The 24117-nt window shown below is 41.1% G+C and carries 24 protein-coding genes, 1 pseudogene and 3 riboswitches; of the genes and pseudogenes, 7 read left to right on the top strand and 18 right to left on the bottom strand.

Annotation, left to right across the window (positions count from 1 at the left end):
- Positions 1–11: 11 nt before the first annotated feature.
- From N9I19_RS09490 to N9I19_RS09445, 10 genes are read right to left on the bottom strand one after another with little or no spacing between them, the layout of a single operon-like run.
- Positions 12–1136 (bottom strand): cobalt-precorrin 5A hydrolase, encoded by a 1125-nt coding sequence (locus N9I19_RS09490; RefSeq protein ID WP_317777632.1) that lies wholly within the window; start codon positions 1134–1136, stop codon positions 12–14.
- The gene (gene cobM, locus N9I19_RS09485) at positions 1133–1909 is read right to left on the bottom strand and encodes a precorrin-4 C(11)-methyltransferase (RefSeq protein WP_089363086.1); all 777 of its coding nucleotides are present in this window, start codon (positions 1907–1909) and stop codon (positions 1133–1135) included. Before cobM ends, N9I19_RS09490 begins: the two co-directional genes overlap by 4 nt.
- Positions 1906–2613 carry a precorrin-2 C(20)-methyltransferase gene (gene cobI / locus N9I19_RS09480; protein WP_284470942.1) on the bottom strand — a complete coding sequence of 236 codons (708 nt, stop codon included), beginning with the start codon at positions 2611–2613 and terminating at the stop codon, positions 1906–1908. The genes cobM and cobI overlap by 4 nt, the downstream gene beginning before the upstream one ends.
- The gene (gene cbiE / locus N9I19_RS09475; protein WP_375166299.1) at positions 2606–3808 is read right to left on the bottom strand and encodes a precorrin-6y C5,15-methyltransferase (decarboxylating) subunit CbiE; all 1203 of its coding nucleotides are present in this window, start codon (positions 3806–3808) and stop codon (positions 2606–2608) included. The genes cobI and cbiE overlap by 8 nt, the downstream gene beginning before the upstream one ends.
- Positions 3783–4916, bottom strand: coding sequence for a cobalt-precorrin-5B (C(1))-methyltransferase (locus tag N9I19_RS09470; RefSeq protein ID WP_284470943.1), 1134 nt, complete (start codon positions 4914–4916; stop codon positions 3783–3785). Before N9I19_RS09470 ends, cbiE begins: the two co-directional genes overlap by 26 nt.
- Positions 4917–4919: 3 nt before the next feature.
- Positions 4920–5567, bottom strand: a complete 648-nt coding sequence (locus N9I19_RS09465; protein ID WP_317777631.1) for a precorrin-8X methylmutase — start codon at positions 5565–5567, stop codon at positions 4920–4922.
- A gap of 12 nt (positions 5568–5579) precedes the next feature.
- Positions 5580–6350 (bottom strand): precorrin-6A reductase, encoded by a 771-nt coding sequence (gene cobK / locus N9I19_RS09460; RefSeq protein WP_317777630.1) that lies wholly within the window; start codon positions 6348–6350, stop codon positions 5580–5582.
- Complete coding sequence (locus N9I19_RS09455; protein ID WP_317777629.1) at positions 6347–7258, bottom strand: sirohydrochlorin chelatase; 912 nt, start codon at positions 7256–7258, stop codon at positions 6347–6349. Before N9I19_RS09455 ends, cobK begins: the two co-directional genes overlap by 4 nt.
- An 18-nt stretch (positions 7259–7276) precedes the next feature.
- A complete protein-coding gene (cobJ, locus tag N9I19_RS09450; protein ID WP_317777628.1) occupies positions 7277–8932 on the bottom strand; it encodes a precorrin-3B C(17)-methyltransferase in 1656 nt (551 codons plus the stop codon).
- Positions 8933–8946: 14 nt separating this feature from the next.
- Positions 8947–9315: a (2Fe-2S) ferredoxin domain-containing protein gene (locus N9I19_RS09445; protein ID WP_317777627.1), complete on the bottom strand. Its 369-nt coding sequence runs from the start codon at positions 9313–9315 to the stop codon at positions 8947–8949.
- Between the two features lie 151 nt (positions 9316–9466).
- A riboswitch (cobalamin riboswitch) is annotated at positions 9467–9656 on the bottom strand.
- A gap of 202 nt (positions 9657–9858) precedes the next feature.
- Positions 9859–10056: riboswitch (cobalamin riboswitch) on the top strand.
- Positions 10057–10235: 179 nt separating this feature from the next.
- Here N9I19_RS09445 and N9I19_RS09440 point away from each other — a divergent pair.
- From N9I19_RS09440 to N9I19_RS09425, 4 genes are read left to right on the top strand one after another with little or no spacing between them, the layout of a single operon-like run.
- Positions 10236–10979: an energy-coupling factor ABC transporter permease gene (locus N9I19_RS09440; protein WP_061462939.1), complete on the top strand. Its 744-nt coding sequence runs from the start codon at positions 10236–10238 to the stop codon at positions 10977–10979.
- A 1-nt stretch (position 10980) separates the two neighbouring features.
- On the top strand, positions 10981–11292 hold the full coding sequence (locus tag N9I19_RS09435; protein ID WP_317777626.1) for an energy-coupling factor ABC transporter substrate-binding protein: 312 nt from the start codon (positions 10981–10983) through the stop codon (positions 11290–11292).
- Between the two features lie 40 nt (positions 11293–11332).
- The gene (cbiQ, locus tag N9I19_RS09430) at positions 11333–12055 is read left to right on the top strand and encodes a cobalt ECF transporter T component CbiQ (RefSeq protein WP_317777625.1); all 723 of its coding nucleotides are present in this window, start codon (positions 11333–11335) and stop codon (positions 12053–12055) included.
- An 18-nt stretch (positions 12056–12073) separates the two neighbouring features.
- Positions 12074–12919: an energy-coupling factor ABC transporter ATP-binding protein gene (locus N9I19_RS09425; protein WP_317777624.1), complete on the top strand. Its 846-nt coding sequence runs from the start codon at positions 12074–12076 to the stop codon at positions 12917–12919.
- Between the two features lie 96 nt (positions 12920–13015).
- On the opposite strand, the gene N9I19_RS09420 is transcribed toward N9I19_RS09425, so the two are convergent.
- The 3 genes from N9I19_RS09420 to N9I19_RS09410 form a co-directional block, all read right to left on the bottom strand.
- Positions 13016–13237 (bottom strand): YozQ family protein, encoded by a 222-nt coding sequence (locus tag N9I19_RS09420; RefSeq protein WP_284470951.1) that lies wholly within the window; start codon positions 13235–13237, stop codon positions 13016–13018.
- Between the two features lie 206 nt (positions 13238–13443).
- Positions 13444–14877 carry an alanine/glycine:cation symporter family protein gene (locus N9I19_RS09415; protein WP_089363098.1) on the bottom strand — a complete coding sequence of 478 codons (1434 nt, stop codon included), beginning with the start codon at positions 14875–14877 and terminating at the stop codon, positions 13444–13446.
- 1089 nt (positions 14878–15966) lie between these two features.
- Positions 15967–16845: a LysR family transcriptional regulator gene (locus N9I19_RS09410; protein ID WP_317777623.1), complete on the bottom strand. Its 879-nt coding sequence runs from the start codon at positions 16843–16845 to the stop codon at positions 15967–15969.
- A gap of 241 nt (positions 16846–17086) precedes the next feature.
- On the opposite strand from N9I19_RS09410, the gene N9I19_RS09405 reads away from it, so the two are divergent.
- The 3 genes from N9I19_RS09405 (at position 17087) to N9I19_RS25215 (ending at position 18595) form a co-directional block, all read left to right on the top strand.
- The gene (locus N9I19_RS09405) at positions 17087–17716 is read left to right on the top strand and encodes a chromate transporter (protein ID WP_317777622.1); all 630 of its coding nucleotides are present in this window, start codon (positions 17087–17089) and stop codon (positions 17714–17716) included.
- A gap of 71 nt (positions 17717–17787) precedes the next feature.
- Positions 17788–18333, top strand: coding sequence for a chromate transporter (locus N9I19_RS09400; RefSeq protein ID WP_317777621.1), 546 nt, complete (start codon positions 17788–17790; stop codon positions 18331–18333).
- 139 nt (positions 18334–18472) lie between these two features.
- The gene (locus N9I19_RS25215; protein ID WP_411730422.1) at positions 18473–18595 is read left to right on the top strand and encodes a hypothetical protein; all 123 of its coding nucleotides are present in this window, start codon (positions 18473–18475) and stop codon (positions 18593–18595) included.
- 208 nt (positions 18596–18803) lie between these two features.
- Here the strand turns inward: N9I19_RS25215 and N9I19_RS09390 are convergent, their stop codons facing one another.
- The 5 genes and pseudogenes from N9I19_RS09390 to hutG all read right to left on the bottom strand — a co-directional run bounded on the left by N9I19_RS09390 (position 18804) and on the right by hutG (position 24100).
- On the bottom strand, positions 18804–20120 hold the full coding sequence (locus tag N9I19_RS09390) for a Na+/H+ antiporter NhaC family protein (RefSeq protein WP_089363101.1): 1317 nt from the start codon (positions 20118–20120) through the stop codon (positions 18804–18806).
- 192 nt (positions 20121–20312) lie between these two features.
- Positions 20313–20420: riboswitch (SAM riboswitch) on the bottom strand.
- Between the two features lie 323 nt (positions 20421–20743).
- Positions 20744–21415 carry an SOS response-associated peptidase gene (locus N9I19_RS09385; protein WP_089363102.1) on the bottom strand — a complete coding sequence of 224 codons (672 nt, stop codon included), beginning with the start codon at positions 21413–21415 and terminating at the stop codon, positions 20744–20746.
- A gap of 60 nt (positions 21416–21475) precedes the next feature.
- Positions 21476–21631, bottom strand: a complete 156-nt coding sequence (locus tag N9I19_RS09380) for a hypothetical protein (protein WP_155727292.1) — start codon at positions 21629–21631, stop codon at positions 21476–21478.
- Between the two features lie 277 nt (positions 21632–21908).
- Positions 21909–23114 (bottom strand): annotated as a pseudogene (gene gltS / locus N9I19_RS09375) (sodium/glutamate symporter).
- Between the two features lie 29 nt (positions 23115–23143).
- Complete coding sequence (gene hutG, locus N9I19_RS09370; protein WP_317777620.1) at positions 23144–24100, bottom strand: formimidoylglutamase; 957 nt, start codon at positions 24098–24100, stop codon at positions 23144–23146.
- Between the last annotated feature and the right edge of the window lie 17 nt (positions 24101–24117).

Genomic DNA, 24117 nt, shown 5'->3' with positions numbered 1-24117 from the left:
ATATTCCCTCCTTAAAAAGGAATGATCCCAACTGATATGGTTACATTCCCCGATTTTTTCTTAACCAGCTCCAATTGTTCAGCTTTAGTATAAATCCTGACAGCCGGTTCACTCACACCGTATGCACCTGTATATTTAAAAACTGTATCGGATGGTGCTTCGATTTGAGCTTGATTAAGCTCTTCCGGTTCATAATATACAAATTCCCAGCCATATTTCTTAACTACTTCAATCAAGCCAATTTCGTCTTTCTTTAAGGAAATTGTACAGATCGCTTTAACGCTTTTTAAGGAAAACGATAATTCCTCTAGCGTTTCTGTAATCACTTGCTCAATTTCAGCAGCCGATGTTCCCCTATTGCACCCGATACCAAGAACAATTACTTGAGGACGATAAACGATCCCATTTTCCAGGATCCTCTTTTCCGACTGGCTAAGCATGCGGTGAGTGACGACCAGAGCTGCTTGTGGCTTTGCTTGAAGCGCTTCTTCAATTGAAGGGTATATGATTATGCGTTCAGGTAATGGCGTTTCATACGACCACCAGTTCCGTTCACCTGACTCCTGTACAACGGCAACATGCTCTTCATTTACAACGGACGCACTTACTGGCGTCAATTTTTCTGCTGAATCCCAAATCCAGCCAAAGCGCTGGCCAAATAAGTCGACAGGAATCGTTTTCTGTACATCCGAAGCCGTAGTGATTATAGCTCTCGCGTCAAGGGCAGCAGCAACTTCCTTAGTCAGTTCATTTGCTCCGCCAAGATGCCCTGACAATACACTTATAACATTTTCCCCTTTGTCATCAATGACAACCACACCTGGATCCGTTTTCTTATCCTTTAAAATGGGAGCAATCATCCGGACGACTGCCCCGAGTGAAATAATTAATATGATTCCTTTATATTCCTTGAATAAAGCTGGTAAAAGCATACGGACGCTTCCCGAAAAAAGCTGAATCTGTTTATGCTCTTCGTCCCCTTTTTCAAACTTGCTCATGTAATATAGATCGGAATTCGAAAAAACGGTATGTAATTTTCGTGCCAGCTCGACACCATGCTTTGTAATTGCCACGATCGCATAAGTATGAGACTGTTTAATGGGAGCAAGTTCCTCTTCCTTCAATTCAATGATCATGGCTTAACACCTTTTCTGAAACCGTGGGTAAAACTCGCATCATATAGTTTTGAACGGTATTCATCTTTATCATGGATAGTAGGGTCTAACGCCCATCCAGCCAAAATCATTGCATGCTTGCGGATACCATTTTTACGCATATCATCATCTAAATTAACTAACGTGGTACGGACTATTTTTTGGTCCGGCCATGTTGCCCGTTGAATAACAGCGACCGGCGTATCATCCTTCCAACCGGCTTCCTTGAGTTCTTTAACGATTTTTTTAGTCAAGGTCGCACTCAAGAAGAGGGCAATCGTACAGTGATGACTTGCCAAATCACGTAACTTCTCAAATTCAGGAACAGGAGTACGTCCTTCAGCCCTCGTCAAAATGAGTGTCTGGGTTAAATCCGGGATAGTCAGCTCTGCTCCTATTGCCGCTGCCGAGGCGAATACTGAACTTACGCCAGGAATCACCTCATAACCAATATCCTCTTTCTTCAATAGGACAATTTGTTCCATGATCGCCCCATACATAGCAGGATCCCCTGTATGGATTCTGGCAACCATCTTTCCTTCTTTAACACGATCAACCATAATGCCAACAATTTCTTCCAAATGCATTCCAGCGGTTTTTAGCACTTCAGCATCCGGTTTTGCCTTAGCAATTAATTCCTCATTCACTAAGGAATCCGTATATAAAATCACATCAGCAGTTTGGAGAATGTTCAATCCTTTTACAGTAATCAAATCCGGATCTCCTGGGCCAGCACCTACAATATATATCTTCATTTTCTCACCACCATCAATGTTAAGTATTCTAGTTCAAGTCCTTCCAATTCACTCACTTTCCAAATCACTTCTTCATCGGATGTGACTTTTGTTACGACCGAGGCCTTTTCAAGTAAGTTTAAATCTTTTAAAACAGTAATCATTAAATCGATGACTTTTGCCACTTTGATGAACACCACAGCATCATGATCTTCAATCGCCTTCCTCATCGCTTCATAATCATCCCTTGCCGGAACAATCGCCACATGATCATCACCATCCGCCAAAGCGATACCTAACCTTGACGCTGATCCATTAAACGAAGAAATGCCCGGGACTGTCTTAATTTCGACTTCAGGATGTAACTCCTGCATCAATTTCATCATATGTATGAACGTACTATATAAAAGGGGATCACCTTCCGTAACGAAAGCAACATCTTTTCCCTCGTATAATTTTTGCCAAACCTTTTCAACCGTTCCGTTCCATTCCCGATCCAAAATTGCTTGATCTTTCGTCATCGGAAAAACTAGGCCCAGCATTTCCTTCTCTTCAGGACGAATGTAAACTTCAACGATGCGATGGGCGTAGCTTTTACTCCCTTTTCTTTTTTTGGGATATGCAATGACAGGAGACTCCTGAATCACGCGAAATGCCTTTACTGTAATAAGCTCTGGATCGCCCGGGCCCACGCCTAGGCCATATAATGTACCAAGATTACTCATTCATGTCTTCCTTTCGTTGTGCAGTAATGATATAAACCGGATTAAGCGGTACGAATCTGTTCATTCCCAATATTGGCTTACTTCGGGAAATTTGCGCATGCATGATGGAAGTGTGAAAACCAGCTTCCCCAAATGCCTCATTAGCCCGGTAAAGATTCTCGATCGTTGCAGCATTTAGAACGATCCTGCCGCCTTCTTTCAGCCGTTTGCAGCAAGTATTGATTAGATCTACCATTTCGCCGCCGGTCCCGCCAATAAAAATCGCATCAGGGTCTGGAAAAGTTTCCAGGCCTTGCGGAGCTTTTCCATGAATAGCTGTTATATCGGTACGGAATTTTCGTTGGTTTTGATAACAGTTTTCTAAATCAGGCTCATTTTTTTCAATTGCGAAGATTTGACCTTCTGATGCAAGCTTAGCCGCTTCAATTGCCATTGATCCCGTACACGTCCCGACATCCCAAACTATGCTATTTTTTTCGAGTTTCAACGCATGCAGGCTCAATACTCGAATTTCCTTTTTGGTTATGAGTCCTTTATCCGGCTTCCGTTGCAAAAATTCTTCATCATCTATCCCTAAAGACCAGCTTGGACCTTCTGATTTTCTTTTTAAAATGACAACATTCAACGGGGAGAATTCCCGCTCCATCATTTCATCAAGTTCATACCAGCCAGAGTCTTCAGTTTCTCCTTGAAGATTTTCAGCAACGAATGCCCGATATTCTGTCATTCCGTATGAAAGGAGATATTTAGCCAGTTGGTTTGGACTATTTTCGATGTCAGTAAGCAAGGCAACTTTTGCTTTCCCATCAATCCTTTGGGCCAGCCCTTTCATACTGCGGCCATGAATACTAACTAGGAAAGCATCTTGCCAGCTTTCACCCATTTTTGCAAAAGCAAGCTGAATGGAACTGAAATATGGGTAAACTTCCATGTTGATCTTGCTGGAAAGATAGCCTCCCATTCCGTAAAACAATGGGTCACCGGAAGCTAAGACAACAGTTGGACGAGTTTCATCCTGCAGTTGTTCCACCACTTTCTTCAAATCGCCCTTTATGACAATCTTTTGGCCAGAATAATTCGGAAAGAAGGATAAAACCCGCTCTCCTCCGACCAGCACTTCACTTTCTTCAATCCATTGGGCATATTGCGGCAGTAAGCTTTCCTGACCGTTATCCCCTATCCCGATTAATTTCATCGATTGACTCAATTCCAACAGCCCTTCCCAGTAATTGTCCTTTCAACGAATAAATCGCCGTTTCCATTTCAATGCCACCCTTCACTTGCTTTATGGCAGAGTGACAGCAGGATTCACATAGTTTATTAAAAAAATCAAAATTATTGATCGCCGACATCATGTCCCCAACTTGTGATGCTGTGTTTGCATTCTTGATTTCAAGAACAAGATCATCTCCTGCTCCAACGCTTTGGGCTATTTCCGATAGAAAACCGAAGTCGACCGGGGCACTCTTTGAATGCACCATCATCACACCTTGGGCAACTTTAGAAAATTTCCCCATCATGCCGACCAGTGATACCTTTTTTATTCCCTGCCTCTTACATTGCTTAAGTGAGAAGCCCACAAAGTCACCCATTTCAATAAAGGCTTCCTCCGGTAAATCCTGAAGAAGGCCCATTGCATACTTTTCACTTCGCCCGCCAGTCGTTAAGACAAGATGCTCACAACCACTCGCTTTGGCGACACTTATAGCCTGGACGATACTTGCCATGTAGGCCGAACTGGAAAAAGGGACGACGGTGCCCCTTGTTCCCAAAATGGAAATGCCTCCCACAATCCCCAAGCGGCCATTTAATGTTTTTTTCGCTATTTCTTCACCTGCGGGCACGGAGATGACGACTTTCACTCCTCTATTGATCTTAAATTCTTCCAATGTTTGTTGCACAGTGGTTAAAATCATTTTGCGCGGTACAGGATTAATGGCCGCTTCTCCTACAGGAACCGGAAGCCCGGGTTTGGTCACACGACCCACACCAATCCCTCCATCCAAGATAATCCCAGGGACATCCGACCAGCTGACAGTAGAAATGATATGTGCCAGATGGGTGGCATCGGGATCATCTCCGGCATCTTTTATCGTTTCTGCACTAACCGCATTTTCCGATATATCATATTTCTCAATAGTGAAAGTCGCATCTCGGCCGATAGGCAAGGAAATCGTTGCTTCCTCCAGCGCATCCCCCGTGATCAAGGCGGTCAATGCCGCTTTAGTCACGGCTGTAGAACATGCCCCCGTCGTGTACCCGTGACGCATCTGCGAGGGGTCCTTTTTTACTTTATTTTCCATTTTTTAACTATCAGCTAAAAGGGAAATCGCGTTCAATGCTGCAACTGTGACAGTACTTCCACCTTTTCGGCCAATATTCGTAATGAATGGCACTTCTGTGATCTTAGCGAGTTCCTCTTTAGATTCCGCTGCAGAAACAAACCCAACAGGCATTCCAATGATTAAGTCCGGTTTTGCAATCCCTTCTTTAATAAGGCGGATGAGCTCAAGTAATGCTGTAGGTGCATTGCCAATGGCATAAATGCCCCCTTCATTTTCCTTTACGGCTTTTTGCATCGAAATGATCGCTCTAGTCGTATTCAAACGTTTTGCTTCGACCATCACATCTGGATCTGAAATATAGCAATGCACGTCCCCGCCATGTTTTTGAAATCTTTTTTTGCCTGTTCCGCTCTCGATCATTTGCACATCCGCAATGACATGCCTGCCTTTGCGAATGGCTTCCACACCAGCTTGAATGGCATTTGGATGGATGATGACACTTCTTCCCAATTCAAAATCCGCTGAAGCATGAATGACCCTGCGGACAATCTTCCATTCATCTTCGGAAAAATCATGATGGCCCATTTCTTCAGCTATCATTGCAAAGCTATAATCATATATTTTGTCCGGGTCTACCGTTAGTGGTTTAAAATCCGTTTTAAAGTCCATCTTGCATTCCTCCTATTTTTGAGTTAGCTGTTTATTCAATTCGGCAATGACATGATCAAAACTGGAATGGACATTTTGATAGTCCACATCCGGTCGCGATATCATAATCGTCTCTATTCCACATTCCAACGCGGCTTCCAATTTCTCATCAACCGCACCGACCTTGCCACTTTCTTTCGTTATCATCAACGTGACACCATACTGTTCATATAGAGCTTTATTTAATTCTTTGGAAAATGGCCCTTGAATCGCAACAATATTCTTTTGTTCAATGCCCAGCTGTGCACATTTTTCCATATTGTCCATGCGTGGCAGCATTCTTGCTATGACTCTGGTATTCTCGAGACCGAGCAATTCTTTTGCGAATACAGCTAGGGTTTTACTTCCGGTCGTGAGCATGATGACTCCCCTTTTGGCAGCGGCAAGCTTGGCAGCTTCCTCATAATCACGGACAACTATCAATTTATCATTCTGAAACCGTTGACTTTCACGCTCATAACGAATATATGGAACATTTGCTGCCTTTGCTCCGTTAAGGGCGTTTTTGGATGCTTCTTCGGCAAATGGGTGACTTGCATCAACTACAGCCTGAAAACCTTTTTCAGAGATTAAAGATGTCATATCCTCTGCAGTTAATCGGCCAATACGGGTGGATATCCCTTCATCTTGCAAACTCTTCGCCGCCGATTCGGTTACAACAGTTGCCAAAACCTTGAACCCCACCTGCTGCATCTCAATCGCTAATTCCCTTGCATCACTTGTACCCGCCAAGAACAGAATCATTTTGATGTCCCCACTACTTGCTCATCGTGATCGTGGTCGTGATCGTGATCGTGGTCGTGGTCGTGGTCGTGGTCGTGGTCGTGATGATGATGGTGGGCATGTCCATGTTCTTCGACATGTTTACGATAGTTTTCCAAATCTCGGACCCCACTTGATCTGCCTTCGCTAGCTTCAATTACACGTTCTTGCAAAATGTTCTGTAAGGTTGGATGATACCCAAAATACTTCGCCAAAATAAATTCTCGATCACGATATTGCTCTTGATAGCCTTTCAGCATATCTTCCATTCTTTCCATTAACACACCCGTGAAAAGGAAATATGGCAGCATCACTATTTTTTTCGCGCCTAAGCGGATGCATCGATCAATGCCTTCGTCAACATGCGGGTCCGTTACACCCATGAAGGCACTTTCGACCCATTTCACGTTTAATTTTTCCCATAATAATCGTGAAATTTTATATATATCACTATTTGCATCAGCGTCACTGCCACCTCGGCCGATTAGCAAAATTGCTGTCTCAGGCTGTTTTGAGGATGTATCGAAACCAACTTCCTCAAGACGATCTGTCAGGATCGTCAATACATCATGGTGGACCCCGATCGTTTGACCATATGTGAATTTCACTTCTGGATACTTGGTTTTCCCATCCTCTATTTCAGCCGGGATATGTAATTTCGAATGTCCTGCATGCAACAGAATGATTGGTATGACGATAACTTCCGTAGCCCCTCGTTTTACACAATTATCAATGCCTTTAGATATATTCGGTGCCGCAAACTCCAAGAAGCACGTTTCTACCAAAAAGCCGTCATCCATTGCCGGAATCATATTTTTAATAAAATGAAGGACTTCTTCGTTTCCTGAAGCCAAGCGGCTTCCATGTCCTACGAACAAAACTGCTTTCATTTACTTTCCCCCTCTTGATTAGTCTTCACAAGGCGCAGGCTCTATGTTTATTTTGGGAGCAATGTCCTGATAAGAAAAATTCTGTATCTTTTTTGCACGTTTGAAGTATTTAAAAAGCCGCTCGTTTGGATGGGCATTTTGCGTATACTCCCCGACAATGTCCGTAATCAGTTCAACAAGCTGTTCCGGTTCAATGCCTTCAGCAACCAGCTGACCTGGATGGGCTGTTCTTCCAACCGGTTTAGCACCAAGAAATAAGTCGAACTTCCCTTTCCGAAAGACAATCCCAATATCATCCATCACAGCACTATAACAAGCCATTCCACACCCATTAAAACCGATGTTCAGTTCCTTGGGCATTTTCATTCCGCCGAGCACCCGGTGTATTTCATCCGCAAAAGGAATGGATTCCGCTTTTTCCCCATCACAGAAATCACAGGCTTTTAATGTCAGTACATCTCCAATCGGCGATAACAGAAAGTTTGCTGATTGCAATTTCCCCGTAATGACTTCCGGATCCGTTGTCGGAATCTTTAATACGATCTTATGGTTTGGCGTGTATTCCATCGATCCCTTTTCCCCGACAACTTCCGCAAGTGTCATCATTTGTTTGGGAGTGAATTGTTTATTCGCCACACCTGGACTGACCGCAAGTTCGAATACCGACTCCACTTTTTGCTGAACAAACGGCTTAATGGGTTGCTGAACGGTTTGGCCCTTAACTATAGACAGGGCTTCCATTGCCATTTCAAAAGATGTCGCCTTCTTTTCTGGTGCTTTTGTAAGTAATCCAACCCCTCCATCAGGCTCAGCGTAGGCTTCTTGCATGGAATCGGCTTCTTGATCTAATGCCCATGGTTCTGCTTCTTTTTGCAGACGCTGATGCGGCTTCAATGTTTGCTTTTCCGAATTCAATGTATATTTCCTCTGATAACCTCTTGGTGTGATGATTTTGTCATCATATAAAAAGGTAGATGAATTACCAATAATGACGGTGGTCAACATTCCAATATCGTGATTCAACATATCTTTCAAATTGGTTATGACAATATCCTGCCGATCGCGATAAGCACTTTTCACCAACCCGACAGGTGTATCCGGTGAACGGTAGCGAAGGAGAATTTTTTGTGTTTCTACAATTTGCCTAGTCCGCCTTCCGCTACGCGGGTTATAAAGTGCAATGACAAAGTCAGCCATTGCAGCAGCTTCCACCCTTTTAGCGATAAGTTCCCAAGGCGTTAAATGATCACTGAGGCTGATGGTACACGAATCGTGCATGACAGGTGCCCCAAGTAAAGACGCACAAGAGTTGATTGCAGAAATACCAGGGATGACTTCAATGCCCACTCCAGTATCTTCTTTCCACCCTTTTTCAATCAATACTTCATAAACCAGCCCTGCCATCCCGTACACTCCGGCATCACCACTGGAAATTACAGCCACTTTCTTTCCCAGCTCCGCTTGTTTCACTGCTTCCTGAGCACGTGATACTTCCTCAGTCATTCCCGTACTAATAATCGTTTGATCTGTAAGCAATCCCTGAATGAGTTCAACATAAGTTTTATAACCAATGATGTAGTCACTTTCTTGAAGGGCTTCGACAGCACGTTTGGTAATGTGTTCAAAATTCCCTGGCCCAAAGCCCACGACGAATAATTTACCGTTAGTACTCATTAAGACATCTCCTTTTACGATTTGTTCTTTGAAATACCCGTATGAGCAGGAAAATCTGGATTAGGGGTCATTTCCCCATCACTGAATCGGTAGATCAGCTGTGGCACAAACTCCCCATCATCGATATTACTTACAATCTTCCGACCGTAATCTGGGGTTTCCACCCGATACCATCTCCCTTGGGGATACTCAATTACAACGCAGGCGTCCTTACATCTTCCGTTACAGCGTGTCCTGGTTGTATGGATTTTCATATCCAGTCCCTTTAAAGTAATTTCATCGCGAATCGCTTGGGTTACTTCTTCCCCGCCTTTTTTCATGCAACTGCTTCCATTGCAAATCAACAGATGCGTATTAGTACCCTGCAAGTTCCAAGTAGTCATCTTCTTCCTCCTGAGTTCAGGGAAAAGGCAAAATAAAAAACCTTAACATAAGAGTTAAGGTTTTAAAAAAACTATATGAATGAGGAGCCTTCGGCAAATATGCTGAATCTCCCAAAATCGTCATAGTCCTTCTACCTTTCCCTCCGAAAAGTATCATACAATTTCAAAAGCAGGTTTCCTGGCTTACGCTTCATTTTACTTTGTCCCTTCCCGGCATTAAGCCAGTGGTCATCGACAATTTCATCAGCGTTTACAGTAGCGGGGGCTGCATCGGATTTTCACCGATTTCCCTATTATCCCTTGATAATTCACACAAGAGCACTTTTAAAATGAAATATTTGGTTTTATTATACATTTCTAGCTAACTTTATCTATCATATAACAACTTTAGCAAAATTCAAAGTTTATTCCGACTGTTTAGAAAAGTTTAATAGGGTAAATCCAGCTCCATGCCTCGCTTCTCTGCGTTATTAGTCTAAAAAAAAAAAAGAGAGTGTAGCTGGAATTATTTCTTTATGATAAACTATACGAGATTTTTCAAAATAATTACATAAGTTTTATGGTGTTGAATTTTCTCGGAAATTCAGCTTAAAAGGGAAGCCGGTGAAAATCCGGAGCGGTCCCGCCACTGTAAAGGGAAGTCCTATTGCCTTAAGGTTAATCCACTGTCAAATGAGATGGGAAGGATGTAATGGGATGATGAACCAAAGCCAGGAGACCTGCCATGAAGCGTGAAACTGTTTCAGCCTACGAGGATGGGTGTGCGGATCAGGCAGAATAGCCCGTGGTTGGTTTATGCTGAGGAATTCCTGTTCATTACGCACTTCTTTCTTTTTTAGAGAAGTGCTTTTTATGTTGGGCGCCGCTTTTCTTCTAAAAGCCTTGATCAGAAAAAATTAAAAGTGTTGAAAGGAGAAAGAATGAAAAAAGACAATTGGAAAATTCTTTATTTTGTCATTTTATTGCTTCTTGTACCAAAACGTGCTATGGCCATGCATATTATGGAGGGATTTTTACCGATTGAATGGGCCATATTCTGGTGGGCCATTATCCTTCCATTTTTAATCTTGGGTTACCGGTCGATTAGGTCCAAAGTAAAGGAAAACCCAGAAACAAAAATGATACTCGGCCTATCGGGAGCATTTGTATTCATATTATCGGCCCTGAAGATTCCTTCCGTTACGGGAAGTTCTTCACACCCTACAGGAGTTGGCTTGGGTTCCATATTATTCGGACCATTGGCCATGAGTGTCGTGGGTTCCATCGTCCTGTTATTTCAAGCTGTATTACTGGCTCACGGAGGGTTGACGACATTAGGGGCCAATGCATTTTCCATGGCAGTATGCGGACCTTTCATTTCTTACTTTGTCTTCAAGGGCGCAACTAAATTGGGGTGGTCTTTTTCTCTTGCGGTTTTCTTGGCAGCTGCTTTTGGAGATTTAGGAACCTATGTGGTAACTTCCGTTCAACTTGCTCTTGCTTTTCCATCCGAGGTAGGGGGATTCATGGCCTCATTCACTAAGTTTGCAGGGATTTTCGCCCTGACCCAAATTCCCTTGGCAATCAGCGAGGGATTATTGACAGTCGTTGTGATGAATTTCTTAAAAAAATACAATCTAGGCGAATTGAAATTGCTGCGAGTTTTATCTAAGGAGGCCCGTTAATATGAAAAAAAGTTTACTGTTGCTTTTCCTGGTCGTCATTCTTGCAACCATACCGTTAATCACCCAACAAGGAACGCAATTTGGCGGTGCAGATGGCGAAGCTGAAGAAGCCATCACTAAAATCCATCCGGAATATAAGCCATGGTTCAACAGTATTTGGGAGCCACCAGGTGCAGAAACAGAAAGCTTATTATTTGCGCTGCAGGCTGCAATCGGAGCTGGTTTCATTGGATATTTCATTGGGGTAATGAGACAAAGGAATAAGCAAGCCAAACAAGCCATGCCCGAAGAATCCAAGCATGTTACTCATTGATAAATATGCCTATTTCAATGGGCTAAAGGATGAACATCCGTTGGAAAAAATGATTTTTGCACTCTCCCTTTTGCTTTTTTCCTTAACTGTAAGGGATATGGCCGTTTCGCTCATCACTTTTACGGTGATGAGTGCTTTAATCATTTTTGCGGCAAGAATCCCACTTTCTTATTATCTGAAATTACTCTTACTACCGGGGTTCTTTATATTATCAGGTACAATTACCATCCTTTTTTCTTTTACAAGCAAACCCATTTCAATATCCAATATATGGTGGTCCTGGAAAGTCGGAAACTGGCAAATATTCATCAGCGATGACAGCATTGGTACAGTAATCAATTTGATCACTGTCGTATTTGGCAGTATAAGCTGTTTATATTTCTTAACCTTAACAACACCCATTACCGTCATTCTATCCGTGCTGCGAAAACTTAAAGTGCCATCTTTATTGATCGATTTAATAGAATTGACCTATCGCTTCATCTTTATTTTTTTAGATACAGCTGTGGCCATTCACCTATCACAAGCTTCACGACTTGGATATGGCTCGATAAGGCAAGGCATTCGATCTCTCGGGTTACTAATCTCATCATTATTTTTGGGAGTATTCCAGCGCTCTGGGCAATTGACGATGGCCATGAATGCAAGAGGATATCAGGAGAACCTATCATATATCGATGATACTTACACCTATTCCTCCCGCAATTGGCTGATCGCCATTATCATACTAGGAAGCTTAATCTTTATTTATGGATATATGTAAATTGGAGGCAATTCAGAAATGGAAGAGCATATTTTTAATATAGAGGGCCTCACCCATCAATTCGCAGATGGAACGTTCGCTATCAAAGATCTTTCACTAACCGTTCAACAAGGTAAAAAGATTGCATTATTAGGCAATAATGGAGCCGGCAAATCGACTCTGTTCCTCCATTTAAATGGTCTTTTACAACCAACATCAGGAACTATCAGATATAAGGGCAAGAAAATTAAATATGACCGTAAAGCATTATTATCATTAAGAAAACAAGTTGGGATCGTTTTTCAAGATCCCGATTCTCAGCTTTTTTCCGCTAATGTGCAACAGGATATTTCGTTTGGACCGATGAATTTAGGATGGGAAAGAAACGTAGTCCGCGAGAAAGTACAATGGGCGATGGCTCAAACGGAAGTAACGGAATTAAAGGACAGACCCACCCATTTTTTAAGCTTAGGGCAAAAAAAACGTGTCGCCATTGCAGGGGTACTAGCCATGGAACCAGATGTCTGGCTCTTGGACGAGCCTACCGCTGGATTGGATCCTTATTTCTCCCGACAGATCATGGCTCTGCTGGACAGTATTCACCACCCTGACAAAACGATAATTCTATCAACTCATGATGTTAATTTGGCCTATCAATGGGCTGATGAAGTCGTTGTCATGAACGATGGTAAGGTCATATACCAAGGGGACCCTGTATCCGTTTTTCATGATGAAGCCGTTCTGATGAGGGCACACCTGGAGAAGCCGTGGGTTTTTGAAATGTTTCAAGCCCTTCTTCAATCAAGGATACCCGCAGAAAAGGACCTTGTCCCAAGAACGAAGGAAGAGTTACTTCGAAAAATGGAGAGAGAAAGAATTTATTAATTAGATATCCCCTAGCTTAAAAAGCTAGGGGGTTAAATCGAAATTCACTTAAAATATCAGTCGATAATTCTTTTTCCTAAAAAAATAAAAATCACTTCATTTCCTTTCTTCCTCGGATCCTTCTTTTTTAATCTCAATATCCTTTCCATTTACATCATCAATGACTGCTTTTATCTCGCCTTCCGCATAAGTATCCGAGACTTGTTCGTGGGTTGTAGCCAATCCCGAAGATACAGCATCTTCCCGTTTATAATCACTGACGTCATATATTCTTCCAGCAATTTCTGAAGATTCATTTTTTGATTGCTTGCTATCCATAGTTTTCACTCCTAGTTTTCAAATTGTCCAACCATCGATTGACAGCAGTACTAAAGACAAAGGTATTTTGTGTAAAAAACAAAACAATATTCAACCATGATAGAAAAAAGAGGAAAAAGCCTTATTTTCAATCAATTGATCATACAAAAAAACTTACAAGTAAAATCCCTTCTCAAGGACTCTACATGTAAGCTTTTAATTAAAGCTTAGCTCTCCTTATACACATTCACATCCACATCATCGGATGGGTCTCCCCAACATTCCACATTCTTCAAACCTTTAATATTGTTCACATGGAAAACAGGATTTTTTCCACTTTTCTTTTGCTTTTGATAATCCGCCAGTGCAGCAAAAGCGATCTTCCCAAGTAATGCTATGGCGATCAGGTTGATAATGGCCATGAGTGCCATCAGCAAGTCAGCTAGCCCCCAAACAAATTTCAGTGAGGCAAGCGAACCGAATATCACCATCCCTACTACTGCGATACGATAGATGTTTAACCAAGCCTTATTTTCATTGATGAAGCCGATGTTCGACTCTCCATAATAATAGTTGCCGACAATGGAACTGAAGGCGAATAACAGGACGATAATGGCAAGGAAAATACCAGCCCAAGACCCCAATGCCGTCCCAAGTGCATTTTGGGTAAGGACGATTCCATCCGTTTCTTTCGATGTATAAAGACCTGAGAACAAAATGATGAAGGCAGTCGAACTGCAAATGATGAGCGTATCGACAAAAACACCCAGTGACTGAATGAGTCCTTGTTTGACGGGATGACTTACATCTGCCGTCGCTCCAGCATTAGGTGCACTACCCATCCCAGCTTCATTTGAAAATAGGCCACGCTTGATTCCCTGCATCATGGCAGCTCCCAGTACTCCGCCAGCCACTTCTTTTATTCCATTAAATGCACTTTCAAAAATCAGAACAAAAACACCCGGTAACTCGGTAATATTCATGATGATGATAATCAACGCCACTATCACATAGGCTCCTGCCATAATCGGGACGATGACTTCAGATACCTTTGCAATCATTTTGATACCGCCAAAAATGATGACAGCTGTGACGACAGCCAGAATGAGACCCGTAACCCACTTTTCGATTCCAAACGATTCATTGAATGCACTTGAAATCGTATTGGCTTGAACCGAGTTGAAAGCAAGTCCAAATGTAAGCGAAATCAATACAGCGAACGTGATGCCCATCCATCGGGCGTTCAAAGCTTTTTCCATATAATACGCAGGCCCTCCGCGGAATGCATCCCCATCCTTGACCTTATAGATTTGAGCAAGTGTACTTTCAATGAAAGCTGAAGCAGACCCGATCAATGCTATTAACCACATCCAGAAAACGGCTCCTGGGCCGCCCATCGTGATTGCGATGGCAACACCTGCAAGGTTACCAGTTCCTACCCTGGAAGCCGTGCTTATGCAAAATGCCTGAAAGGATGTCACACCCTTTTTTTCCGCCGTGGCTCCTTCCCCCAAAAGTCTGAACATTTCCCCAACCATCCTGAATTGGACAAACTTCGTGCGTACGGAAAAATAAAGGCCCAATCCAATCAACATGATGATCAAAATGGATGACCATAACACATCATTTGTCTCACTAATAAATTTTTCTAACATCCCCATTAAAACAATCCCCTCTACTTCACTTTAATTATTATTACAAAAACATATACAGCTATAATTTATTTCCCGGTTCTTCAGGGAGATAAACTAATAAAGCCCATAAAAAAAAGGAAATTCCCGAATGAATCTCCAATACAATAATTATATTATATCCTAACTCACATTTTTTTTCATTCATGAATTGGTGGAGTCAATAGAAAAATATAATATTTCAGTATTCTTCTTTATGATATTAATCTTTCTTCCCCCACTTTATTTTAGTTCATTCCAGACGTCAGCAGAATCCCTTTTTCGTCCAAATCATCCAAAAAACTTTAATATAGCACCAAAAAGCCTCTCACCTTCTGTTCAGGGCTAACGTGCAAGGCTTTTTTGCAAACATCGGCTTCATATCATTTTTCTTAAACCACTCCCAATATAAGAAAAATTCCGTGCTGAAATTTAGTTATCTTCTACATCGCAGAAGAGGTTTCAATGTATGAAATTCAAAAAAAAGTGTAATCGTAAACAATCTAGGTATAATTCTCTTTGTAGGGATTATGTCAAGCCAAGGGATTTAACGAATGATTATCAAATTAGGGAATTAGTTTGCAGTATAATTTGAACATCAACTTTGATTTTCATAGGGAAAAATATGTAATGCCCAATTTTGTATTCATTTCTTAAAAGGATGCGGAAGCTGAATATCCAAATACAAATAATGCCCTTCTCGAATGAGAAAAGCTTTTATTTAAAATATAATACCTCTAAAAATTTTATATTGTAGAAGTTTTTTTACTATTGCACTAATAGTCCACCTGAATAAGAGAACCCCTTTAACTGGTTTAACGAAGATTAAGAACACGATTCCTTAAATTAGAAGTAAGCCAGCTGCAAATAGGATCGAATTCACAAAACCAATTTATATGTTTGCTCCTTCTGACTGATATGAACAGCAGTGATAACAGTTCCAATCACTTCCGCTTTATTCATAAACGATATGCTAAGGCTCGTCATTAATCCTGATTGACTAACCAAGAACCTAAAAAACGCTGCACATCATGTGAATAGGAACGCATGCGACCGTAAAATGACTGATGCTTCAGTTATCTATTGAAGAAAATTCACAAAATTAGACACACCTATTTTATTAAAACGCTTGTTTTTTCTGACTAGCCATAGATCTCTTGTTATATTTATACCGGAAATACCGACTTCCCGCAAAAAACCTTGATCCAATTCCCTGGCCAATGACAACCTTGGCAGAATACTGATTCCAAGTCCAGCTTCGACTGCACTTTTTATCGCTTGTGTACTTCCAATCTCCATGTAGTTTTCTATTTTTTCTAAAACCCCACGCTCCCTTAACATGTTTTCTACGATAAGTCGTGTCCCTGAAATGGATTCACGCCAGATCATCCTTTCATTTCCCAATTCCTCTACCTGGATTTCTTTTCTGTCTCTCCATGTGTGGTCGGGTGGACAAACCAATATCAATTTGTCATCTGCGAACTTTTCTACAATAAAATCGGTGTTTTCCACGAGTCCTTCCACCAAGGCCAAATCAATGACATCGTTTGATAAATCCTCCAGAACTCGAGGTGTATTTTTTATCGTTAATGTCACTTTTATTTCAGGCTGCTGTTTTTTAAATCTCCCCAGCAAGCTTGGCAATAAATACTCGCCGATAGTCAGGGATGCACCTACTATGAGGTTTAAATTGTACTCGCCCACTGATTGCTGAATCACTTCTTTTGAATGGTTGAAGTCATTCACCATAGCTTTTGCAAAAGGGTATAACAACTCTCCTGCTTCTGTCACCCTTAGCCTCCCTTCCTCACGGTCAAATAACAAAGTGTTATAAAAATTTTCCAATTGGTGAATCTGTCTTGTTACCGCCGGTTGAGATAAGAAACTTAACCTCGCTGCCTGGCTTATGCTTCCTTCATCCACCACTAAACAAAACACTTTTAGATTTTCTAATTTCAAGACGCCGACCTCCATGTCTATAAATAGTTTAATAAAATGATAGCATCATATAGGTAAATGGTGAAATGGAAAAACAACGCTATTTTCCCTGAACAGGTGATTCTATTCAATTCTATAAAACGGATAAATCTTCTGGGTATAACGTTTTGTTATACCCGATGATTTTGTTGCAATTTACCCATTCCTTTTTCTTTGATATGTTAATAATAAGATTTATATAGAGAAGCATAGGAAGGGACTGATGACAATGAAAGGACAATGGAAAACACTGCTCCAATTATTTTGGACCTTTTTTAAAATAGCACCTGTCACATTCGGAGGCGGGTTTGCGATGATCCCTTTAATCGAAAAAGAAGTAGTGGAGAAGAGAAAATGGCTGAAAAGCGAAGAAGTTACGGATGTTTTTGCATTATCTCAGTCTGTACCGGGAGCTGTCGCCGTTAACTCCGCCACCTTTATCGGCCATCGAATTGCGGGAATGAAGGGCGCAATGGCAGCTATGATCGGTGTTACACTTCCTACCTTTTTAATTGTAGTGCTCCTCGGCATTTTGTATTTTTTCATTCAGGATAATCCAAAGGTAGAATCCGCATTCATATCGATTAGAGCTTCCATAGTTGCCATCATCGCCTATGCGGCTATCAAGATAGGAAAAACGGCTATTGTTGACAAATCAACATTAGGTATATTAATAGTGGGGATTCCAATCCTTTTTTTCATTCACCCTGTTTTAGCTATATTAGCAGGCGCGATAGCAGGTGTTGTGACCATCTCTATTAAGAGGAAATTAGGTTACAAAATAAACATGGACCGAAAAGAAAAGAAAGAAGAAGAGAATGATTTCGAATATTTCATGGGTGCAGGCATATAGGTCCATGAAAGGTGGGCGATATTTCCCTGTTATCGGTTTAAACTAATTTTCAAGAAAGCGTGGGATAAATTATGATGGAATTGTGGGAGTTGTTTAGCACCTTCTTTATTATCGGATTTGTATCGTTTGGCGGGGGATACGCCATGATTCCCGTAATAGGATCGGAAGTCTCACAGCATGGTTGGATGACGACACAACAATTTACCGATGTAATCGCCATTTCCGGCATGTCCCCAGGTCCTATCACCACCAATAGTGCCATTCTCGTTGGCTATTCGACTGCTGGATTAGCAGGAGCCATATCATCTGCTCTCGGAATCCTGCTTCCTGCAATTATAGTCATAATCGTTATAGCCACCTTCTTCAGCAAATTGAATCATTATCCAATTATTCAATCGATGTTTTATGGACTAAGACCCATTGTCACTAGTTTAATCCTTTTTGCAGCGATAAGTTTTGCCATTTCCAATCATATGATAGCTATGAACTTTTCATGGCATACGATAAGCTTATTACTTGTTTTTGGATTATCATTATTTGCCTTATTGAAATTACGATGGCATCCAGCTTATGTCCTTATTCTTTCTGGATTAGTTGGTGTTGTCTTCTATTCATAACGACTCATTTTTCCGTTCAACACACTTCCATGTAATCTCTAAATCTTGGACATACTGAAAATATGACTGATCGGTATGGAAACGAAATATTTGTTCAAGTGAAACATTATCAAACAGACATATTTTTTAAAATGGTGCGATGGTACAACCTGAGTTTCGTGATTTTGTGGAAATGAAGGAGGAACGTGGATTTTCCGTCGTTCATCAATATGGACCTGAATTAGGCAGTTATTTTGATGATGGGCAAAAGTTGGTTCCATAAATTAAAGAAATATCAAGCAGGAGAATTCGAATTTATAGTTCAGATGAGGAGCGACTTTGTTACTTTCTAAACATTGATTAGCATTTATCATGCATAAGAGCGAGGATGACTTCGCGTTTTTTATTGTTTTTTTCCTATAGTATTTTAACCATACAAACAACACCCTGAATCCAATGATTCAGGGTGTTGTTTCAAAATTATTCTCATTTTAAGAAGTACGTTTCTTCGCTTCATCATTTCCCGGCTGAAACCGTGGAAAACCAATCAAGATGGCAACGATTCCACAAAGTCCAATAAGTATTGGGTAATATGAATATGGCAAGATGCTTATAGGGGAAATCTTTGCTACCCCTGCTGCAACAAGCAGCTGTGCCCCATATGGAATCAACCCTTGGATGCTACACGCAAAAACGTCAAGTAAGCTCGCCGATTTACGTGGATCAATCCCATATTTCTCGGCAATATTTTTGGCTAGCGGCCCAGCAATGATAATCGAAATCGTATTATTTGCCGTTGAAAGGTTCGTCAAACCAACAAGCCCGGCAATGCTGAATTCCGCTCCTTTTTTTGATTTGCTATTTCGGGTCACAAGGTGGAGTAAATAATCGATGCCACCATTATGTTTGATGACAGCTACCATACCTGCTATTAAAATGGCAAGAAAGGAGATTTCATACATTCCCGCCATTCCTTCCCCAACTTTTTGAATGACACCCAACGGTTGATAACTTCCATCAGCCAAGCCGATAATTCCGGCAAATACGATCCCGATGGAAAGGACCAGAAACACATTCACTCCTGCCAATGCGGTGATCAATACGCAAAGATATGGAACGATCTTCACCCAATTATAAGCATGTTGGGAAATGTCGGCTTGTTCACCCATTGTTAAAATTCCAAGGATGGCACATGTGATGATGGCGGCAGGTAAAACGATGAAAAAATTCACTTTAAACTTATCCTTCATTTTTGTTCCCTGTGTCCGCACTGCAGCGATTGTTGTATCCGAAATGAAGGATAGATTATCCCCAAACATCGCACCACCAATAACGGCCGCCATTGAAAGGGCAAGCGAAATATCTGTTTGCTCACTAATTCCAACCCCAATAGGTGCTAGGGCAACAATCGTTCCCATGCTTGTCCCCATAGATAAAGAAATAAAACAAGCAATAATGAAAATCCCTACCATCAATAGATTTTGCGGAAAAACAGCCAAGGCAAGATTCACTGTTGATTCAACTGCCCCCATGCCATTTGCAACCTTGGAAAAAGCGCCAGCCAAAAGGAAAATGATAACCATTAACATGATATTGGAGTCCCCGGCACCTTTACAGAAGATTTCAACCTTTTCATTGAAAGTCTCTTTCCGATTCATTGCCAATGCAGCTGCTGATGCGATAGAAATCGCAACAATCACCGGAAATGAATAAAAATCTTTAGTGATGATTCCGGAGCCAATAAATAAAATTAAAAAAACGACAAATGGGATCAATGCCCAGGGATTCCCTTTATTGTTTGCACTCATGATGAACACCTCTTTTTATTTTTCGCATGACATATGTCACAGCCTTTATTCTTTTAACAGTTTTTGCAAATAACGCTAATAATAACCTGATATGCCCAATAATGGAATCAACAGCTTTAAAACTGTCGGCATAAAAAAAGACCTCTTCCTTTAAACAACAAGAAGAGGTCTTTTAATTTATAAAAAACGCCCCCCTTATCTTTCAGGCAAAAATTAGCCTGCTGGATTTGGCACAGCACTCCTATTAAGTCTGCTGCCGAGACATCTTCGGGCCAGTCCCTCCGTCTCTCTTGATAAGAAGATCTAAATTATATAATTTATCAAATATTACGATATCCACCAGAAAAGTACCAGACTGGAAACTCGCCGAAACCATCTGAGTTTGTGAAAGTGACATCGAAAGCCATATTGAAAAGCAAATATAAGAGTACAGCATTTTATGTATTTTCGCAAGGTTTAGTTTTAAAGTATTTCACATGTGGACCTTAATATTATAAAGGGCCTTTTACAGGTGCAGTAAATAAGGTTTTTTCAATAATGATTTACTTGTTATACTATGATCCAAATCCTGTCTTTTATCAGGAAGGAACTAAAAATAAAAAGAGGTCTAAAGAAAGGACCTCTCAGCAAATTTGTTGTATTAGGTTAGGTGAATTATTTTTAGTTGAGTTCACATCAGTCGATACCTCAAATGCTTCCATCTGTTCAGGATCGAATGATTTTAAATACTGCTGCAGATATGCAGGATCATTAATGGATGGATTCAACCAATCTTTTTCATCTTCAGGTTTTAGGATGACAGGCATACGATCATGAATGCTGGTCATTAGCTCATTAGGAACGGTCGTTATAACTGAGCACGAATAAATGTTGATGCCCTCTCGAGATTTCCAGGATTCCCAGAGACCGGCCATACCAAATGGAGCATGATTCTTAAGCTTTATTCGCATGGGTATTTTTCGCTCGGGTTCCTTCTTCCACTCATAAAAGGAATCAGCGATTATCAAGCATCGTTTCTTCTTATACGCATTCTTGAAGCTTGCCTTCTCAGCAATGGATTCCGCTCTGGCATTGATCATTTTGTAGCCCACTTTTTCATCTTTTGCCCAAAAAGGAATGAGTCCCCACCGAAGATATCCAAGTCGATTCCTAGCCCCGTCATTAATGACGGATAGCACGGAGTGGGAAGGTGCAATATTGTAACTGAATTGGTATTCTTCATCAAATGATCCTTGAATATCGAACCGGTCTTTTATTTCTTCAATGTCAGTGAAAAGGGTGAAACGTCCGCACATAATATCGCCTACCGTTTTAAGATTTATTACAGTGTAACAAATGGAACGGGCTGGTACAAATCAGCGTTCTAAAATCCTGATGTCGGTAAATGGTTGATTGAATAATTCGCTGGAAATCAAAAGTGTTCCAAGGACCTCTCTTTCATCTTCAGCTTTAATGATTTCCGACAAAATTAAGGTACTGCCATTCCTGACCGTTACATTATATTCATTCATAGGATCCCCCCTCTAATGTTAGATGGTTGTTATTATAAACCAAAAACCTCCAAGTATCATTATTGACCTTTAGCAGAGTCGTGGTTAATCCACTAATGAGGAGCCTAGAGTGGTTCCATTAAACTTGATTACGTTTAAGCTTTATCACCCGAACCAATCCGAGATCCTCATTTCATAGTAAAGGAAGCTTCTAATCTTCCATTTGCATTCAACATAACATATAGATAAAAAAGACTGTCCCTGAATAAAATCAAAGACAGCCTGGTCAGAAGGTTTTTCACTTCAACAAATTTATACTGGTAATGATAATAGGGATAGCAAAAAGGTCGATGAGGAATGCCCCTACGATCGGTACGATAAGAAATGCCCTTCTCGAAGGACCAAATTGACCTGTAATGGCAGACATATTTGCCATTGCGTTGGGAGTTGCCCCTAATCCATGTCCGATAAAGCCACCAACCATGACAGCTGCATCATAATTCTTACCTAGTAATCTGAATAATACCAATGTACCAAGTAGTACTATGAAAAATACCTGGACGAAAACAATTAGAAGCATCGGCAATGCCAAATTGGCCACTTCCCATAGTTTTATGCTCATTAAGGCCATAGATAGAAAGATTCCCAATGTTATGTCTCCGATAAGATCGATGCTTTTCATATCCACAGCTTCTCTTTTAAAACCATCAAGAATATTTCTAACGATAACTGCTACAAACATTGCTCCTACATAGCTCGGCAAAACAAAACCGGTTGAACTCGAGAAAAGCTCTCCTAAGTAAGAACCTGCTGCCATACAGAATGTTATGATCAGAATCTGGATCATGAAGTTTTGGGCGTTGATCCCTTTGGATGAATCTCCGTTCGTTTCCACGGCTGCTGCCACTTCATCATTAATATCCGCTTCGGATGGCTGTAATTTATACTTAGTGATTAAATATTTAACGGATGGACCACCAGCTAACCCGCCTGCAACCAAGCCAAAGGTTGCTGCTGCAAGTCCAATGGATAAAGCGGAACTAACCCCAAGATCTTCAATTGTCCCGCCAAATGCAGTAGCTGCCCCATGGCCTCCTTCCATCGAGATGGGGCCCATTACTACTCCTAATAAAGGCTCTAAATCAAGTATAGTTGCAAGTGAAACTCCTATCATACTCTGAAAAAGAGCCAGGGCGCCACAAGCCAGCCAGTAAATGACGAGCAGTTTCCCACCTAGCTTAACAAGTTTAAAGCTTGCCCCTAACCCTACAGTTGTAAAGAAAGTAAGCATAAAAAGGCTTTGTAAAGTAGTATCCAATGTTAAATTGATCAATCCAGCCTGTCTGAAGATTGTCACAAGTATCGCGAACAATCATCCTCCCACTACTGGAGCCGGTATGCAAAACCTTTTAAGGATGGGGATCTTCCTAATTAACAGTCCACCCGCCAAAAGCAGTGATACGGCGAGAAATAAAGTCGTGATTTGATTTAATTCCAGATTCATCGTATGTCTGCCCCCAGATGTATAATTTATTATTTAAAATGCAGCAATACCTCATTTATTAAATGTGCTGCCAATGTAACGGTTTTATTATTTTCGTCCAACGAAGGATTCACTTCCGCGATATCAAAGGAGAGGATCTTTTCGTTTGATACGACATGCCTAATAATCGCACGGACCAATTTCGGATTCAGTCCAAATGGAGAGGGTGCACTTACCCCTGGTGCGTAGGCTGAATCAATAACGTCAGTACATAATGTAAGAATGATGAAGTCATTTTTTTTAACGAATTCATTTATCCGCTGCTTGGTTTCATTCATTTCGTTCAATGACAGCTCTTCTTCCAATATGTAGTCGACCTTACTCCTCTCAGCAGTTTTAAACAGGGCCTTCGTATTTCCCTGTTTCTGAATTCCGACACATAAATATCCACAACTTTGATCTTCGTCCAAAATCTGTTTAAACATCGTTCCTGATGAACTTTCTTTTTCATAAGGCCTCATATCAAAGTGAGCATCAATATTAATAATCCCCAATCTAGCCTTTGGTCCAACGTATTTCCTTATCCCAAGATAATGACCATAAAGGGTTTCATGTCCTCCGCCAAGTATGATAGGAATCGCTTTACTCTCCAATATCTGGGCAACAGCTGATCCCAGTTGAGCTTGGGCATCCTCCATCTCTGAACCTTCACAGATTACATTTCCAGCATCCACCAGCTCGGTTTGGGGGGATAAATGACATGGTAATTTCGCCAAGGACTGCCTTATATGATCAGGACCCTCTGCAGCACCAATCCTGCCTTTATTTCTTTTGACGCCTTCATCACATTTGAAGCCAATCATTCCAAAGGTTCTGGATGCTTTGGGAGAGGTGTTTAATTCCGAAATCGGTGACAAACGCACTCTTTGGTGGTACCTGAAGCTGTCCATTTCAGAATGGGAATCAACCCTTCCATTCCAATAATCTAAAATCGGTTTATTATACATAATTTCTCCTTTATTAA

The sequence above is a fragment of the Peribacillus sp. CSMR9 genome, from assembly GCF_033141925.1.
In the GTDB taxonomy this organism is placed as follows: domain Bacteria; phylum Bacillota; class Bacilli; order Bacillales; family DSM-1321; genus Peribacillus; species Peribacillus simplex_A.
The sequence above is the reverse complement of the archived record's forward strand: the minus strand, read 5'-3'. Positions and strand labels throughout refer to the sequence as shown.